Below are 16,892 nucleotides of genomic sequence, written 5' to 3' on the forward strand. Positions count from 1 at the left end.
ATGGCGCAGGCCTTGGATGTGGACTCAGGCTTTCTTGAGGAAGCAGACCTTGAGCACGAGGCCCTTGATCTTGTCGGAGTTGCCTTCGATGTGTTCCGGATCGCCGTCCACCAGGCGGATGTTGCGGATCACCGTGCCCTGCTTGAGGGGAATGGAGGAGCCCTTGACCTTGAGGTCCTTGATGACTACCACGGCATCGCCGCTGTTGAGCGTGTTGCCGTTGACGTCGCGCACCACCAGGTCGGCTTCTTCCGCCTGCACGGCCACCATGGGCCATTCGTGCGCGCAGTCCGGGCAGATGTAGTTGCTGCCGTCAGGGTAGGTGTTTTCCATGCCGCAAACAGGGCAGGCCGGAATATCGGAAGTAGACATAAAAGGTGATCCAAACGGTGCGAAAAACTCGAATTATAGAAGGTCGGGCAGTGAGTGACCGGGATATCGCGACGCCCTAAAGCAGCACTTGTCGCGTCTGGGCGAGGAACTGGTGAATGTCATCCTCCGTCTTGGTGTCGATCATATACACCGGCCGCTGGCCATTCGGGCAAAGCAGCCGCGGTGTCGTGCCGAACAGCCGGCAGATCAGCGGGCGTTCGCCATACACTTCGCAACCGTGCTTGCCCAGATAGGGGCAGCTCAGGTCGGCCAGTGCAGCGGCATGTTCGGCATCGGTCTTGATGGGGAGCCGCGCGACCTCTTCCGAGGACGCCGTGACCGGTCCGCAGCAGTCGTGGCAACCGACGATGCAGGTGAACGACGGGATGCGCTGGCGCAGCTTCTCGATCTTCCGGTCATTGGGCGTCATGGCGCGCCTCTCCTCGATGCAAAACATTCTTGATGCTGATGGGCGATGTCATTCGGTCTTGACCTCGGCGATGGTCACCGTTGCATCGACCAGTTGCCGCGACAGCGCCAGGGCGGCCTCGTAATCGTTGACGAAATACAACGCGCCCTCGCTCGGGTTCAACGCCATCTGCTGGATGACCCGCTTGGGCTGCGGCTGCAGGCCCGAGACGATCAGCACGATGCCGCGGCGACGGCAGCGTGCCAGCAGCGTCTGCAGCGCATGCACGCCGCTGGCGTCGATGATAGGCACCAGCCGCATGCGCAGGATGAAGACCTTGGGCGGCAGGCGAAACTGATCGAGCAAGTCGTCCAGCCGGTTCGCCGCGCCAAAGAACAACGGCCCGCTGATCTGGAATACCTCGACGCCCGGCGGCAGCCGTTCGCGCTGGGTAGCGTCGTCGCCCGCTGCCCGCTCGTCGCCGTTCTCGTCCAGCAGGTGGATGCCGGAATTGACCTCCACCACCTCGGCCATGCGGAACATGAAGACAAAGGTCGCCACCACCAGGCCGACTTCGATGGCCAGGGTGAGATCGAAGAAGACGGTCAGCCCGAAGGTCAGCAGCAGCACCAGCCGGTCGCCCTTGGGCGCTGACAGCGTGTGACGGAAATGCTCGACCTCGCTCATGTTCCACGCCACCACCAGCAGCACCGCGCCCAGCGCCGCCAGCGGCACGAACTTCATCAACGGCGCCAGCACCAGCATGAACAGCAGCAGGAAGACGGCATGCATCATGCCGGCCACGGGCGACCGCCCGCCGGCGCGAACATTGGTCGCCGTGCGTGCGATGGCGCCGGTGGCCGGCAGGCCGCCAAACAGCGCGGAACCGATATTGGCCACGCCCTGGGCGACCAGCTCGCCGTTGGAGCGATGCCGCCCACCGATCATGCCGTCGGCCACTACGGCCGACAGCAGCGATTCGACACCGGCGAGAAAGGCGATGGTGAACGAGCTGGGCAGCAGTTCCCGCGTGCGTTCGAAGGGGATATGCGGGAAAGCAAAAATCGGCAGGCTCGACGGCAATCCGCCGAAGCGACTGCCGATGGTTTCGGCCGGCCAGGCGAGGCTCACGCTGAGTGCCGTGCTGATTACCAGGGCGATCAGGAAACCCGGCCAGTTGGGCCGCCAGCGCCGCAGGACCACGATTACCGCAAGGCTGATGAGCGCGATGGCGACGGCCGTGGGTTGGGTGCTCGGCAGATGTTCCGCATAGGCGGTCCAGCGCTCGAGAAAATCGGCGGGCACGCTGGCCATGGTCAGTCCAAGCACATCCTTGACCTGGCTGGAGAAGATGCTCACCGCGATGCCCGCGGTAAATCCGGTGATCACCGGCTGCGGCATGTACTTCATCAAGGTGCCCAGCCGCAGCAGCCCGGCGCCGATCAGCATCAGGCCGGCCAGCAGGGTGCACAGAATCAGGCCGCCAAAGCCGAACTTCTGGATCACCACGAACACCACCGGGATGAAGGCCGCGGTCGGGCCGCCGATCTGCACGCGCGAGCCGCCCAGCGCCGAAATGAGGAAGCCGGCGATGATCGCCGTATACAGCCCTTTCTCCGGCGAGGTACCGCTGGCGATCGCCAGCGCCATGGCCAGCGGCAACGCCACGATGGCCACGGTCAGCCCCGCGACGGTATCGGCGCGCAAGTCGTTCCAGCCGTAGCCGCCGCGCAGCACGGTGAACAGCTTGGGCACGAACAATTGCGCGTACTTCCTGGCGGCCCTGGCGTCCATCGATGCCCTCGGTCGAAGTTCCCGACATGATAATGCTATTATCATCCAACGCATCTTTCATGTAAGTCGACGTCACATATCCATGCCCATCGAAAATCGCACGGCTCGCCTCACCATCCTGATCGACCCGCGCAAGAAGGCGGTCTTCGAACGCCTGTGCAGCGAGGAGGACGCCACCTCGTCGCAGGTCGTGCGGCGCTTGATCCGGGACTACATCGAGCAGCGCACCGGGCGCCCGTGGCAGCCCGAGGACGACCAGGCCGAGACGGAATCGTCGGTGCAGAGCGCGCATGTCCGCGGCCGCTAAGTCCGCCGGCGCCGCGTCGCGCGCGGTCGCCGGGAAAAGCGCCTCGCAGGTGATGGCCGGGATCGGCGCCGAGCAGATCGCCTTCCTCGGCGAGTACGAAGCCAGCACGAAGGACAAGCAGGTATTCGTGCAGATCCTGTGCTGGCCTACCGTCGCCACGGCGTGGCCGCTGCTGACCCAGGCCGCCAAGGCCCTGCGCGAGCAGCGTGGCGACACCACCATGCTGAGCGCGCCCAAGGGCGACCCGTCCTGGATGCACGGCGTGGCGCCGCAGCTTGGCCTTCCGCTCGAACGCGACCTTGGCGCGGCGGAAAGCACGCTGGCGACGCTGATTCGCCGATTGCCGGTCCGCTTCGCGGTGGCGGTCGTGGAGCATGAGGCTGGCCAGAACCAGGCATCGGATGCGTTGCGCTATCGCTCCTTGCTGTCGGGATGCCTGACCGCCTATAGCAACTACCTCAAGAGCACGAAGCAGACGGCGTGCCGCCTAGTGATCGCGCCGAACCAGGACCCGTTGAAAAACGAGATGCAGCAGCGGGTTTATCACGAAGTGCTGCCACATCTGGACAGCACCTCCCGGCTAGGTCCCCTCGAACTCGCGTTCTGGTCCGAAGCGACGGTGCCGGTGCCCTTGGAAATGGCCCAATTGGCCGCTGCCGCGGTGGGACGCCATGTCCAGCACCCCACCCCCGCAAGCCCGATCTTCGAGACGATTCGCGCGCATCTGGCGCCGCCCTCGCGTTTTCACTCGCTGAGTCGGCCAACCCGTCGCAAGTAAGCGTGGCGGTGCGCAATGCCAGGGGGGGGGGGACGCTCAGGCCAGGGTGACGCTGACCCCTGCGGCGCGTAGCGCTTCGGTCATTTCCTTGGGGGCGCTGGTATCGGTGATTACCTGGTGAAGCCGGGTCACCGGCGTGATGACCGACAAGCAGCGTTGGCCAAGCTTGCTGGCGTCCAGGACGGCGATGGTTTTGCGTGATACGCGGATCATCAGCGCATTGAGCGATGCTTCCAGCGGGTCGGGAGTGGTCACGCCTATGGCTGGGTCGAGACCGTCGACGCCGAGGAATAGCCTGTCGGCAGACAGCCGGGCCAGCGTCTGCTCGGCATCCGGGCCGACCAAGGAATACGACGTTTGACGCAACAGGCCGCCCAGCATCATCACTCGTATCTGGGGCAGGTCGGATAACTCCAGCGCAATGTTCAGCGCATTGGTGATCACGGTAAGCGATTCGAACTGCAGGTGGCGGATATGCCGCGCGATTTCCACCGTGGTCGAGCCCGAATCGAGGATGATCGTTTCGCCATCGCGGATCATTCCAGCGGCTGTCCGCCCGATGCGCAGCTTCTGCGCATGCCAGCGGGCTTCCTTGATGTTGAGTGGTGTGTCGCTCGCGGATGGCTGGACTATCGGCAGCGCGCCCCCGTGCGACCGGGTGAGCGCGGCGGTCCGAGCCAGTGCTTCCAGGTCGGCCCGGATGGTCACTGTCGACGTGTTGAACTTTGCGGCGAGTTCCTCGACGGTGGCGCGGCCCTGCTTCTCCACGTAGTCGACGATCAGGCGTCGGCGTTCGGCCAGCCGCGGGCGTCGAAAAGGCGTTGCGGCTTGGTCTTGGCTCATAACGTGTCGAAAAGTCTCGTCTGGGCGTCATGGTACCCCCTGCCGAGAATCGCGCCCGATAGCCGGCTCTTGCATTGACGGGCACCCAACTCCAGCGCAACGCGTTGGTGCCGTCCCGTGCACAGCGTATCGGTGCTGTCCTTTGCCATGGCTTGCATTGACGCGCGGATGCGGGCACAGCGCCGCAGCATTCTTTTCGCCTGGGCCGATGCCCCCATCGATCGCAGAAAAGCCGCCGGCATCGGTACGACAGGCGCCACAACAGGCACGCGGAAGCGACCGCTGCCTGAATTTTCGTAACCTTTCGAAATCAATTTTGTAAGTTATTTCTTATTTTGATTTGGCCGAAAATGCCACTTGAATGTTTCGTATTCCTATGTAATCTAGCGAAACTTGCAGTAATGGCAAGTAAACGAAAGTTTTGATCGTGCTGGCGATTCGGTGCGCCTGGGCATGGGGACAGCCGCCCATTTCGGTAAGTAGCTGCGGGGTAAGGGGTTAGCCAGCGGCGCTCGCGGGATCGGAACGCTTGAGCCGGAGTTTTCGCAAGGGTGAGGAAAGGGCTGCTGGAAGGGGAGCGTTGCCAGCCAGCACAAGCGCCTGCGACGAGGGAAGAGGACCTTTCCGCAAGGCGTCTGCAAACCATAGGGAGAGGGACGTCTATGAAGGCTGAAAGGAATGCTTGTCTTGCCCTTCGAGGCAAGAGCAGGACGTTGTTGTCGGCATCCATTGGCAAGTCACTGATGGCATTGCGGATGGCATGGATGATGGGGGGATTGGCCTTCGCGGGAGCAGCCTGGGCACAGGCCGGCACGCCGGAGACCGCAAGCGGGAAGGCAAGCGCGACGCTCGCGGATCCGCAACAAAGTTCCACCTCAAGCGACCAGGCCGCCACGCCGCCAGCAGATGCCGCCACACAGGCATCGAAGAAGAAGGCGGTGCAGCTCGAGCAGATCACCGTGACCGGCACCAACATTCGTGGCGTGGACATGGAGACGGCACTGCCGACCATCACTATTACCCGCGACGATATCCAGCGGCAGGGTTTCGCCACGGTGGCCCAGCTGCTGCAGAACATTTCGGTTGCCGCCACGCCAGATATGAGCCGGGCGGATGCGGGGTCGCTGGGGCCCAATCAGGGCGGCAGCTTCATTGACCTGCGCGGGCTCGGTGCGATGCGTACGCTGGTGCTCGTCAACGGCGAACGCATCGGCGCCACGCATGGTGGCTACACCGATGTCAGCGTGGTGCCGACCTCGATCGTCGACCATATCGACATCCTCACCAGTGGCGCTTCGGCGGTCTATGGTTCGGACGCCATTGCCGGCGTGATCAATATCGTCACGCTCAAGAAATTCGATGGCGTGGAGATCGATACCTACGACGGCCAGTACATGCCGCACGCGGATGGCCGGCAACAGCAGTACAGCCTCACGGCCGGCAAAAGTGGCGACAAGGGATCGCTGGTGTTCAGCGCCTCGTACCAGAACAGCGGCCTGGTATGGGCCGGCGACCGCCCGTGGTCGGCCTATCCCTATACCAATCATTACCCCTATTTCGGCCTCTCCTATGTGCCGCTCGATGGTGGCGTGATCAGCGGTGCTCCCGGCTACCTGTTTCCGGATGGCAAGAGCCATACTTTGGTGCTGAAGCCCGGCGGCGATTCGCGCAACATCGCTGACTACTACCGCGTAAAGCCACAGACGTTCGACCCGGTCACCGGCATGATCAACAGCCCCGCTGACGAAGGGGGCTATATGTACAACCACAACAGCGGACACCAGGCCACGCTATGGAGTCCGAACAAGACCAAGAATCTCTATCTCGATGGCACCTATCACCTGACGGACAACCTCGATGCCCATCTGAACCTGGGCTACAACGAAAGCATCAACGGCGGCGTAGGCAGTCCCAGCGCGGTCTACAGCGGATTCTCGCCGAACCCGGACTATCCGGTCACCCTGGATGCGCACAGCTACTACAACCCGCTCAACGTGGCCGGCCAGACGCCGACGTCATTGCGCATCAACCGGTTCCTGCCCGAGTACCTCTACAGCAACGACAACACGTCGAAGAACTACCGTTACAGTTTCGGTCTCGATGGTCACTTCGGCATCGGCGAGCACCAGTTCCACTGGGACGCCTATTACTACGACAGCAAGATCCGCGTCGTAGATATCCGCGAGGGATATTTCAACCTGATCAAGCTGACCCAGGCACTGGGATCGTCGTTCATGGGGGCGGATGGCGCGGTCCATTGCGGTACGCCCAGCCAGGTGATTAGCGGATGTGTGCCGTTCAATCCGCTCGGTCAGGTCACCCAGCAGATGATCGACTACTCGCGCATCAACTACGAGGAGCGTACCGGTTACGACCAGAAGGTGGCCGCGTTCGATTTCGGCGGAGACATCTACGAGCTTCCCGGCGGCAACCTTACCTTTGCGGCGGGCCTGCAGCATCGTTCCGAGGCTGGTTTCGACGACACCGACCCGGCGGCCTACGCAGGTTATTCCAGTGCGTATGCGGTCGCTCCCAACAGTGGCCGTTTCAATCTCAACGAAGGCTACATGGAGCTTTATGCGCCGCTGCTGAAGGACCTTCCCGGCGTGCAGAGCCTTGCCATCGACGTGGCGCGGCGCTGGTCCCACTACAGCAATTTCGGCGGCACGCAGAACAACTCGTTCAAGTTGACCTGGAAGCCGATCGACGACCTGATGCTGCGCGCCAACTACAGCACCAGCTTCCGTGCCCCGACCATCAACGATCTATACCAGGGGCTCTATCTGGCTGGCGGTTTCACCGATCCCTGCGATGCGGTTTATGGATCGTCGCAGTACGGCGCCAGCGCCGCTGTCGCGCAGCGTTGTGCCGCCGGCTTTGCCGGCCTGCAAAGCGTGCCGGCCAGCTTCCGGCAAACCGACGCAAACGGCGTGCCGGTCACCGGGCCGGGGGCGGGTGGCGTCACCAATACCTATAACGGCGGCAACCCCAACTTGCGACCGGAAACCTCGTACAACGGCGACATCGGCCTGGTCTACAGCCCCGCCTGGCTGCCCGGGTTCAATGCCACCGTGGATTGGTGGAGCTACAACATCCGCCATTTGATCACCGGCATCAGCAACGACCAGGTGCTGGCCGATTGCTATCAGTTCGGCATCACTTCGGCCTGCTCGCAGTTCCAGCGCATGGGTGGGTCGGGCCCGCTCGCCGGCCAGATCATCAATCTGATGAACCTGGAAACGAACGCCGGCTGGGAGAAGGAGCGCGGCTGGGATTTCGGAGCCAACTACGCATTGCCGGAGACGCGCGCCGGCAAGTTCACCGTAGGCATGCAAGGTACTTATCTCTCCAGCTTCAACATGCTGCCGGCACCGGGCGCAGCGGTTAACTACATGGCAGGCCTGTACAGCAGTTGGCGCGTGCGCGGCAGCGTCACGATCGGCTGGACCTGGCACGATTTCGGCGCGAACTGGACCGCGCGTTATTTCTCACCGTTCAAGGGCGGCTGCGCGTATCCGCCACCCGATTCCCCGCATCCAGGATTCCCTTGCACCGTGCCGGACTATTACGCGCCGGGCTCGGGCCCCACGCCGCTCACGCAATACCCATCAGCCACCTTCAACGATATGCAGGTGCACTGGAACACGCCGTGGAAGGGCACGATATCGTTCGGCGTCAACAACATCTTCAATCACGTCGGGCCATACATCTATGGCGGTGGTTTCAACGGCGGAACCGATAGCTACTTCGACTACAGCGCGTCGTACGACATCGGCCGCTATGTCTACCTGCAGTACCAGCAGAAGTTCTGATGGAGCGGTCGCCCGGTGCCTGCCGGGCGACCGCGCGAGGCGCGTATTTATCGGGAATTGACCATGAGATCGCCGAGTCGCCTGACTGGTCCCTTGTTGTTGGCCATGTCATCCATCGCATTCGCCTCGAACACACCGGGGAGCTATACCCACTACGCTTTCGACCCCAGCGCGGGCGATCTCAAAGCGGTGGACTTCGGTATGACGGTGGAGAGCGATCCGGGGTATCGAGCCAACGTGTTCTGGAGCAACCAGTTCAGTCTGGTTGGCGGGCAGGGTGGCTACACCGGCATGCAGAGCAACGGCGGCGAGAAGCGTATGTTCCTTTTCTCGCTGTGGAATGCCACCGAGGCGAAGCCGGGCAGTTCGGGCAGCTATTGCCTTGACTTTGGCGGTGAAGGAGTGGGCAAGAGCTGCCGCATGGCACACGAGTGGCAGGCCGGGCACACCTACCGTTTCCACCTGGCATTCGAGGGCGACCAGTGGCTGGGTGTCACCGTTACCGACATGGCCACGCGCCAGTCTTTCAAGCTCGGCAGCATCCGCGCGAACGCGAATGATATTTCGCCCAGAGGCATGGTGGATTGGACGGAGTATTTCGAGTGGAACGCCGCGAACTCGGCGTGCAATAACCAGCCCTATAGCCGCGCGGTGTTCGCGTTGCCAAGCGGCGACGATGGTCGCGCCATCGCCAGCATTTCGGCCATGCAGCCCAGCAAGAGCTGCGCCAGCTATACGGAAGTCGTCAGGACTGCCAACGGCAGCGTGCAGCGCAATGCCATCGGCAATTCATCGCGTGGGCCGGTGAGCGGTGAAGGCGGCCGCTGCATGGAAGCAAGGCAGGGCCCGGATGGCCGTGCTCCAGTGGTGGCGGTCGCTTGCCATGGCAGCGTTGGGCAGGCGTGGGTCTACGCGGTGGACCGCACCTTGAGGCTGGAGGACAACACCTGCCTGGATGTCGCCCCCGGTGCGACAGCAATGGTGGTCACGTCCAAGTGCACAGGCGATGCCGGCCAGCAATGGGACGCTGCGGATGGACAGCTGCGCAACAGTCGGAGCGGGTTTTGCCTCGCGGCGCACCCGGCGGGCGCGCCGTTGACCATGCAAGTTTGCAGCGGGATGCCGGCGCAACACTGGCAACTGCCATCGAGCAGGGGTTCTGCCGCCACCGGTAGTTAAACGCTGCTTTGGGTAGTGGGGAGCTTCCTTGCCTGCGGGCATGTTTCACGGTTCCTGGCCCGAAAAAGAAGACGCCCTGAAAGCACGCGGGGCAGCGGTTTCAGGGCCTTTTTACTCCGAATTTTGATCGGGGTGACATGATTCGAACATGCAGCGCCTACATCACGATCGTCGTCCAGAGCCACGCCGTTTGCCCGATGCAAGCGGTGTTGCGTATTTACTTGGACAATTTTTGGATATCTACATGGCAACAATTATCCGACGCGGCGACCTTCAGTGGCAGCCCTGTCGTCGATTTGATCTACGTCGAGAGCAACAACCTGGGGGCAGTCGATGTTTCGGCGCTCATCGAGGCGGCGTGCAGTGCAACGTGGATGTGGATCATGTGCGGCCGCTAAGCCGGTTTGCGGCCAGTTCGCCGCTTAACACGGCAGCTTCGACGCCAGCGTGTGCAAAGTAGTCGCCTGCAAGATAGATTCCTTTGGGCATTTCGGCGTGCAGGGAATTCAGTGTTCCGTAGTGTCCCGGTCCCGCGATGGACAGGCCGCGCTTGTAGCGGAACAGGTGCACGAACGTGGGGTCTGGCGCAGCACCGAATACTTCCGTGACAGCCATGACGGCCTCGCGCTTGATGTCATCGTCTGACATGTGTGCGAGGGGGGGCGTGTAGAAGTAGACACCGACCGCTTCACCCCCTGGCGGTACCGCGTTGGGATGGCGCCGGCTTTGGAGGACACAAGCGCCCCAGTTGCGAAGGTCATTGGCGGGCAAGGCGACACTGACCGGGAAATTGGGCCACGGGTTCCTTGCATAGGCCACCTGTACATGGGCGTATTCGGAGTACAGGCATTCCCGCAGCTTCCTGGTCGATTGCGGCTGAGCGACCTCTTCAAGCAAGGCAGCGCTTACTCCTGGCTCGGACGCCAGGATCACGGCGTCGACATGATGGGCTTGGCCGCCGGCACTTACTTCGTATCCATTTCCACTCGGACGGACTGATTCGGCCGGACAGGAGAGTCGAAGGTCAAGGCCTGATGATCCTTCGATCAACCAGTCGCAGATCTGCCCCATGCCGTTGGGCGGCACCATCAACGCCAATTTGTAGAACTGCTGGATGATTGCCTGGTAAAGCGGGGTTGAGAGCCAGTCCATCGGGACTCCATAAAGAAAGCCCATGTAGGGCACGGTGATGTAGTTGTGCCCCTTCTCGCCCAGCACCCGGAGGGACCACTGTTCGAGGTTCTCGCCTTTGTCGAATTTGGCGAGCTCGGCGCCATCGAAACAGGACTTGGGACCCTTTGACAACAACTGTCCCACGACACCCAAGGAAATGCGGAGCTTGTCCGCGATGCTGAAGACGGGAAGCTTGAGAAAGCTTAGAACTTGGTCGAAGTCCACGGTGTAGCGCTGTCGATCCCAGTCCACGACGTGGGTCTTGGCATCCCATGGCACCAGATCCTTGTAGTGATCGAGTTCCTTCAGGATCGCGTTGGTGCGGGGATAGATGCCCCCCATCAAGAACAGCGCACCCGAGCCAAGATTGAATCCATCGCGTTGGACCTGGCTGGTTCGGCCTCCCACGTGATCCTGGCTTTCGAACAGGATCACATCGTGACCGTATTTCTTGAGCTTGTAGGCGGCGGTGCAGCCGGCGGGGCCACCACCAATGACGGCAACTTTCATGATTCTCCCCTCTGGATGAATTGCTGTGGGTTGTGGCAAAACGAACGGTCAATCTTTCGCGGCCAGTGCGGACACGTCATCGATGGGTGGTGGGGTGTTCAGTTTTGACAGGGCATGAAGCGGGTAGCGCGCGAGAATGTCGTTCACCACCAGGCGCGCCACCTCAGCACAGGAAGCGGTGCCGCCCTGGGCCCACGGCTTGACGCCATCGCCAACATTCCAGAGGTTGCCGATCGGCGTGTTTCGGGGCAGGTCATATCCGGACACGGCGCGCTGGGCAGGCCAATCATGGGCGGTTACGTCGACAGCGATGATCCTGGCCTGTTCAAAGCCCGGGAACTGTTCGCGGAGGTCTTCAATGAGCAGGGCCTGCTCGGCTTCCACATTGAATTCGCCACAAGGTGGATGAGGCACCGATGCACCGCAGTAGAAGTACCACCCGGATGGTGCGCGCTGGAGTTCTGGCGCACTGAAGTTGGCCGCATAGACCATACGCCGCGTTTTGCTGAACAGGGCCAGTCCCGAGAAGTTGGCAAGCGGTTGGGTGCTGGCGAAATGAACGGTGATGATGGCGGCTGGATGGGTAGCATTGCGGACCTCCTGTGCGTACCCGTCAGGGAAGCGGCCTTCGCCAGCGAGCTGCACGGTCTGAAGAGGGCCTGCATTGCTGATCGCCACCTTGCATGACACGGTCTTCAGTTCGCCGTTGCTTTCAACAACGGCCCCGCTGACACGGCCATCGGGGGCGAAGGTCAGATGTTTGACCGTCGAGTTGAGCCAGATCTCGCCGCCCTTGTCGGTCACCACCTTGGCCAGGGGTTTCCACACTTCGATCGTTCCACCTGGTGGAAGTCCGAACTTCTTGAAGGATGTGTCCGTGGAAAAGTAATGCAGGAAAACGTCGGCAAAGAAGATCTGCGCGTTGGCCGCAAACATGGCGCCGAGCACGTTGTCGAGAAGATGGTGCACCGCCTCGTTTCGCGTGAAGCGGCCAATCCATGAAGACACGGACTGGCCTTTCTTGGGGCGTAGCGGCGGGATCAGCTTGGTAATGCCCGACAAGATGCCGGGAGCGACATTACGCAACCAACCGAAGAAGCCTTCCGAGACGTTGATGTCCTTCTTGCCGACACGAAGCACGGTCGATGCGCGGGGAGGAACGTAAAGATCAAGCGGAAGACCAAGATCTTCGTAGGTCTTCGCTACCGCGCCGTCCCGTTCGATGATCAATGCACCGGTGTTGCAAAGAAAGTCGCCCACTTTCCTTGTTGAAGCACGGCCGCCGATGCGATCGAGCGATTCCACCAGCAGCGTTCGATAGCCATGGGCAGAAAGCCTTGCCGCAGCACACATGCCGCCAGCACCGGCACCGATGACCAGTGCATCAAAGTTGGATGGATCCCTTTGCATAACGTCCTCCCGAATCAAGTGAGGTAGGGCGGGAAAGCGAATGTCGCGTGCATCGCACTTGCCGCGATTGGTTCGTCTTGGGCCGCCACACCGTTTGGTGCCGTGCAGCAGGTCGCGACGAGTTCCTTTTCTGATGGCGATGCTCGTATGTCCCTTGCTTTCCTTGTGCGATGCACAACAAGTGGCATGACGAAATCGTTGACATCCCCTTCGTGTCGGCGCACGTTTCGCGCCAGATACAAACCGTACAGTCGGTCGGTATTGTCTGCAACAGGGCTTCGTTTACTTCATCGGGAGGGTTCAATGAGACTGCATGGCAAGGTGGCAATCATCACCGGCGCGGCGACCGGTATCGGCAACGCGATCGCACAAGCATATGTGAAGGAAGGCGCCAAGGTCGTGATCGCCGATGTCAAAGGTGCCGAGGACGCCGCCGCGAAATTCGGCCATGACACCGCGCTTGGGGTGGTCACCGATGTTTCCAGTCCCGAAAGCACGAAGGCCATGGCAGAGGCCGCGCTCAAGCATTTCGGGAAAATCGATGTGCTGGTCAACAACGCGGGTATCTTCACCGGCCTCAACTACGTTCCGCTGGAGAACATCTCCGTCGCGGATTGGGACAAGCTCTATGCGGTCAACGTGAAAGGCCCCTGGCTGTGTACCAGTGCAGTCTCCCATGCGATGCGCGCCGGCGGCGGTGGACGGATCATCAATATCGCTTCGGTCATCGCGCATATCGGCGCTCCCTTCATGCTGCACTACGTGTCGAGCAAGGGCGCTGTTGCCGCCATGACACGTGCCATGGCCCGCGAATTCGCGGTCACCAAGTCCAAGATCACGGTCAACGCCATTTCGCCTGGCTACACCCATTCGGCCAATGCGGTGGCCAACACGGCCCAGCACGAACAATTCGAAGGCGTCTCGGCATCGATGCGCGCCATTGATCGCCCGCAGGTACCCGAAGACATTGCCGGCGCCGCGCTGTGGTTGGCCAGCGACGAGGCGTCCTATGTGAATGGCCAGAACATCGTGGTGGACGGCGGCATCTACATGAGCCTCTGATCCTGACGGTGGCTTGGTCGCCATATCGCGAAATCAAACCAGGGAGCGAATCCTGTGAACGCAAGCCTGAAACCCGCAGTAGATACCGCCAACCTTCGCAGCAAGAACCTGATTGGTGGCAAGTGGAAAGACGCCCATTCCGGTCAAACGATCGCTGTTGAGAATCCTGCCAACGAAAGCATCCTCGCCTATGTGCCACAAGGCCAGGCGGAGGACATCAATGAAGCCGTGAAGGTAGCGCGCGCCACATTCGAGTCGCCGGCTTGGCGCAAGATCCGCCCGATCGACCGTGGTCGCCTGCTGGAGAATATTGCGCGCAAGGTTGAGGAACATGCCGACGAGCTGGCTTACCTGGAGTCCTTGGACACGGGCAAGGCGGTCTCTTTCGCCAAGGTGATCGACTTGCCCTCCACCATCGATGTCTTCCGCTATATGGGCGGATGGTGTTCCAAGCTCGGCGGCATCACGCCGCCGATTTCCTTCGACGGCAAGGAATACCACGCTTACACTCGTCGTGAACCGATCGGGGTCGTCGGTGCCATCACACCATGGAATTACCCATTGGCATTGGGCTCCTGGAAGATCGCCTCGGCGCTGGCCGCCGGTTGCACCGTGGTGATGAAGCCCACAGAGTTGACGCCCCTTAGCACGCTCCGTTTGGCAGAGATTTGCCTTGAGGCAGGACTGCCGGAAGGCGCGCTAAACATCGTCAACGGCTATGGCCATGAGGCGGGCGAGGCGCTGGCACGCCATCCGGATGTCGACAAGATCACTTTCACCGGTTCCACGGTTGTCGGCAAAAAGATCGTCGAGTACGCACTGGGCAACATGAAGCGCGTGACGCTCGAGCTTGGCGGCAAGTCACCAAGCATCGTGTTTGGCGACGCGGATCTCGACCAGGTGGGTCTCGGTGCGGCACTCGCCGTTTTCTTCAACTCGGGACAGATCTGTTTCGCTGCCAGCCGATTGCTGGTGCAGGAAAGCGTCTACGACAAGGTCGTGGAAGCCGTAGCCGCCGTGGCCTCCCAGTTCAAGGTGGGTAATGGCCAGGAGCCGGACACCTTGTTGGGGCCGCTGGTGTCACGTAAGCAGCAAGAGCGTGTGCTGGGCTACATCCAGTCTGGCCAGGAGCAGGGCGCAAAGCTGGTCTATGGCGGTCAGAAGGTGGGCGATAAGGGGTACTTCCTGCAGCCGACGGTGTTCGCCGACGCCGATCAATCCATGAAGATCGTTCGCGAAGAAATCTTCGGCCCGGTGGTGAGCATCATCCGCTTCAAGGATGAGGAAGAAGCGATTCGTATCGCCAACGATACGACCTATGGCCTGGCGGCCAACATCTGGACTCGCGACATCAAGAAGGCCCACCGCGTGGCGCATCGTCTGCAGGCCGGTTCCGTCTGGATCAACTGCCACGGCGTCATCGATCCGGCTGCGCCCTTCGGTGGCTTCAAGCAGTCGGGGTGGGGGCGGGAAATCTCCGAGGAAGGCCTGCACGCGTACACGGAAACCAAGACGGTCTGTGCGCTGCTGGACGACTGAACCTATTTTTCACTGAACTTGCGGGTGCATCCCGAGGAGACCAGTCATGTGGGAATACGTCAAATATTACTTCGCGCCACTCGTCCAGGTGTTGGCCATTGCGGGCTTTTACTTGGGCGGAAGTTACACGTGGATTGCGATCGGTGCCTTTCCAGCGATCGCTGTTCTGGATGCCATGCTGCCCTTGGACCTGAAGCCGCGGCGGATGCAGAGCCACTTCTGGGCCTACTTGCCCGTGTGGATCTCGACGCTGTTGCTGCCGGTCATGTACTTCACCTTCGCGTGGGCGGTGAAGCACAACGATCTGACCAGTTGGCAACTGGCAGCTGGCGTGGCGGGCTTGGCTTGGTTGTCGGTGGTGCCTGGCGTACCGGCTACGCATGAGCTTTACCACTCTCGTGGCCGCTTGGCCCGATTCGCGGGCCGTTATGGCCAGATTGCGTTCCTGGACACCATGCGTATGGAAGTCCATGTCGTGGGTCATCACCGCGACGTGGGTACGGCGGACGATTGTGATACCGCGCCGCGCGGTACCAACCTCTACAAGTTCGTGGGCCGTTCGATGGTGGAATCGACACGCCTGGAACTCAAGCTGGATGCCGACACGTTGGCCAAGCGCGGCTACAGCCGCTATGGCATTCGTCACTCGGTGTGGCGCGCGTTACTCGCTGTGGTGGTGTTCTTGGGCATCATCCATGCGATTGGTGGTTGGCATGCGGTGGAGTTGTGTTCGATCTCGATGGTGATTGCCCGATTCTGGGTCGAGGCTTTCAACTACTACCAGCACTTCGGTCAGATACGTGTCGAGGGTACGCCGATCGAGAAACGCCATGTGTGGAACCACTACGGCACACTCTCCCGGTTGTATGCCTTCGAGATCACCAATCACGCCGACCATCACCTCAACTCGTACATCCCGTATTACAAGCTGGTGCCGGACATGGGAGCGATCATCATGCCAAGCATCATCGTCTGCTTCTTGTCCGGGTTCATTCCTCCGCTTTGGTACAGCGCCATCATCAAGCCGGCCTTGAAGCGCTGGGATAACGAGTTTGCCTCCTCCGGCGAACGAACGCTGGCGCGTGAGCAGAACCGCAGGGCGGGCTGGGATGACTGGTTTGATGAGCCGCCGAGCCAGGCGCGTCGTGGCAGCACGGCTGTCGCCGTGCACGGCTGATCGTGAGGGCGACGATAGCCATGAGCCAGGAAGAGTCATTACTGAAGGCCTTTCAACGCAGAATGATCGGACATGCCATGTTGATCCTGCTGATCGGTATGTTCGCCGGCATCGGGTTGCTGGTGAGTCTGATCGGCGGCGTCGAAGTCTTGCCCGGTTCACTGCTGCCCCTGCATTTGCCGGGTAACCCGGATGCGTGGGTACGGATCCACTTAGGGCAGATGCTCAACGCGTTCCTGATCGTGCTGATCGCGCTGATCTTGCCGCTGCTTGGATTCAGCGCAGGTGGCGGGCGCCGGATTGGCTGGTTGATCGTTGCGACCGGCTGGGCCAACACGATCTTCTATTGGGCGGCCTTGTTTGCTCCCAATCGCGCATTGACCTTCGGTGACAACCGATTGGGCGTCTCCAACACGGCATCGGTCATGGGTCTTATTCCGGCACTGCTGTTCGCGATCATCTCGATCATCGTGGTCGCTGCGGTAGCCATTCGTGCCTTCCGGCGTGATGCCTGATCGTCAACATCT

General features: G+C 61.3%; 15 protein-coding genes. 9 read left to right on the forward strand and 6 right to left on the reverse strand.

All coding sequences use genetic code 11. From position 1 onward, the window contains the following. Positions 1-24: 24 nt before the first annotated feature. The 3 genes from MJ606_RS14975 to sulP form a co-directional block, all read right to left on the reverse strand. A complete protein-coding gene (locus tag MJ606_RS14975) occupies positions 25-372 on the reverse strand; it encodes a zinc ribbon domain-containing protein YjdM (RefSeq protein WP_243050337.1) in 348 nt (115 codons plus the stop codon). Positions 373-448: 76 nt separating this feature from the next. Continuing rightward, the gene (locus tag MJ606_RS14980) at positions 449-802 is read right to left on the reverse strand and encodes a YkgJ family cysteine cluster protein (protein WP_243050338.1); all 354 of its coding nucleotides are present in this window, start codon (positions 800-802) and stop codon (positions 449-451) included. 48 nt (positions 803-850) lie between these two features. After that, positions 851-2,575: a sulfate permease gene (gene sulP / locus MJ606_RS14985; protein ID WP_243050339.1), complete on the reverse strand. Its 1,725-nt coding sequence runs from the start codon at positions 2,573-2,575 to the stop codon at positions 851-853. Between the two features lie 82 nt (positions 2,576-2,657). Here sulP and MJ606_RS14990 point away from each other — a divergent pair, with 82 nt between their 5' ends. Together MJ606_RS14990 and MJ606_RS14995 are read left to right on the forward strand one after the other, a co-directional pair. After that, the gene (locus MJ606_RS14990; RefSeq protein WP_243050340.1) at positions 2,658-2,882 is read left to right on the forward strand and encodes a CopG family transcriptional regulator; all 225 of its coding nucleotides are present in this window, start codon (positions 2,658-2,660) and stop codon (positions 2,880-2,882) included. Further along, positions 2,866-3,660 carry a hypothetical protein gene (locus MJ606_RS14995; protein ID WP_243050341.1) on the forward strand — a complete coding sequence of 265 codons (795 nt, stop codon included), beginning with the start codon at positions 2,866-2,868 and terminating at the stop codon, positions 3,658-3,660. Before MJ606_RS14990 ends, MJ606_RS14995 begins: the two co-directional genes overlap by 17 nt. A 36-nt stretch (positions 3,661-3,696) precedes the next feature. Here the strand turns inward: MJ606_RS14995 and MJ606_RS15000 are convergent, their stop codons facing one another. Next, the gene (locus MJ606_RS15000) at positions 3,697-4,503 is read right to left on the reverse strand and encodes a DeoR/GlpR family DNA-binding transcription regulator (RefSeq protein ID WP_279236893.1); all 807 of its coding nucleotides are present in this window, start codon (positions 4,501-4,503) and stop codon (positions 3,697-3,699) included. A 743-nt stretch (positions 4,504-5,246) separates the two neighbouring features. Between MJ606_RS15000 and MJ606_RS15005 the strand changes: the two genes are divergently transcribed. The 3 genes from MJ606_RS15005 (at position 5,247) to MJ606_RS15015 (ending at position 9,892) form a co-directional block, all read left to right on the forward strand. Then, positions 5,247-8,315, forward strand: a complete 3,069-nt coding sequence (locus MJ606_RS15005; RefSeq protein WP_243050343.1) for a TonB-dependent receptor — start codon at positions 5,247-5,249, stop codon at positions 8,313-8,315. Positions 8,316-8,408: 93 nt separating this feature from the next. Next, the gene (locus MJ606_RS15010) at positions 8,409-9,494 is read left to right on the forward strand and encodes a ricin-type beta-trefoil lectin domain protein (protein ID WP_243050344.1); all 1,086 of its coding nucleotides are present in this window, start codon (positions 8,409-8,411) and stop codon (positions 9,492-9,494) included. Positions 9,495-9,631: 137 nt separating this feature from the next. After that, a complete protein-coding gene (locus tag MJ606_RS15015; RefSeq protein ID WP_243050345.1) occupies positions 9,632-9,892 on the forward strand; it encodes a hypothetical protein in 261 nt (86 codons plus the stop codon). Here the strand turns inward: MJ606_RS15015 and MJ606_RS15020 are convergent. Together MJ606_RS15020 and MJ606_RS15025 are read right to left on the reverse strand one after the other, a co-directional pair. Further along, positions 9,876-11,177 carry an FAD-dependent oxidoreductase gene (locus tag MJ606_RS15020; RefSeq protein WP_279236894.1) on the reverse strand — a complete coding sequence of 434 codons (1,302 nt, stop codon included), beginning with the start codon at positions 11,175-11,177 and terminating at the stop codon, positions 9,876-9,878. The genes MJ606_RS15015 and MJ606_RS15020 overlap by 17 nt on opposite strands. A gap of 48 nt (positions 11,178-11,225) precedes the next feature. Continuing rightward, positions 11,226-12,587: an FAD-dependent oxidoreductase gene (locus MJ606_RS15025; RefSeq protein ID WP_243050346.1), complete on the reverse strand. Its 1,362-nt coding sequence runs from the start codon at positions 12,585-12,587 to the stop codon at positions 11,226-11,228. A gap of 186 nt (positions 12,588-12,773) precedes the next feature. Between MJ606_RS15025 and MJ606_RS15030 the strand changes: the two genes are divergently transcribed. The 4 genes from MJ606_RS15030 to styC are packed head-to-tail and all read left to right on the forward strand — an operon-like array spanning position 12,774 to position 16,880. Further along, positions 12,774-13,649: a 3-oxoacyl-ACP reductase family protein gene (locus MJ606_RS15030; protein WP_243050347.1), complete on the forward strand. Its 876-nt coding sequence runs from the start codon at positions 12,774-12,776 to the stop codon at positions 13,647-13,649. A gap of 54 nt (positions 13,650-13,703) precedes the next feature. Further along, positions 13,704-15,188 (forward strand): aldehyde dehydrogenase family protein, encoded by a 1,485-nt coding sequence (locus tag MJ606_RS15035; protein WP_243050348.1) that lies wholly within the window; start codon positions 13,704-13,706, stop codon positions 15,186-15,188. Between the two features lie 46 nt (positions 15,189-15,234). Then, a complete protein-coding gene (locus MJ606_RS15040) occupies positions 15,235-16,365 on the forward strand; it encodes an alkane 1-monooxygenase (protein WP_243050349.1) in 1,131 nt (376 codons plus the stop codon). 20 nt (positions 16,366-16,385) lie between these two features. Beyond that, the gene (gene styC / locus MJ606_RS15045) at positions 16,386-16,880 is read left to right on the forward strand and encodes a styrene-oxide isomerase StyC (RefSeq protein WP_243050350.1); all 495 of its coding nucleotides are present in this window, start codon (positions 16,386-16,388) and stop codon (positions 16,878-16,880) included. The last annotated feature ends 12 nt before the right edge of the window (positions 16,881-16,892 follow it).

It is taken from the genome of Dyella sp. RRB7 (assembly GCF_022761115.1).
Taxonomy (GTDB): Bacteria; Pseudomonadota; Gammaproteobacteria; order Xanthomonadales; family Rhodanobacteraceae; genus Dyella.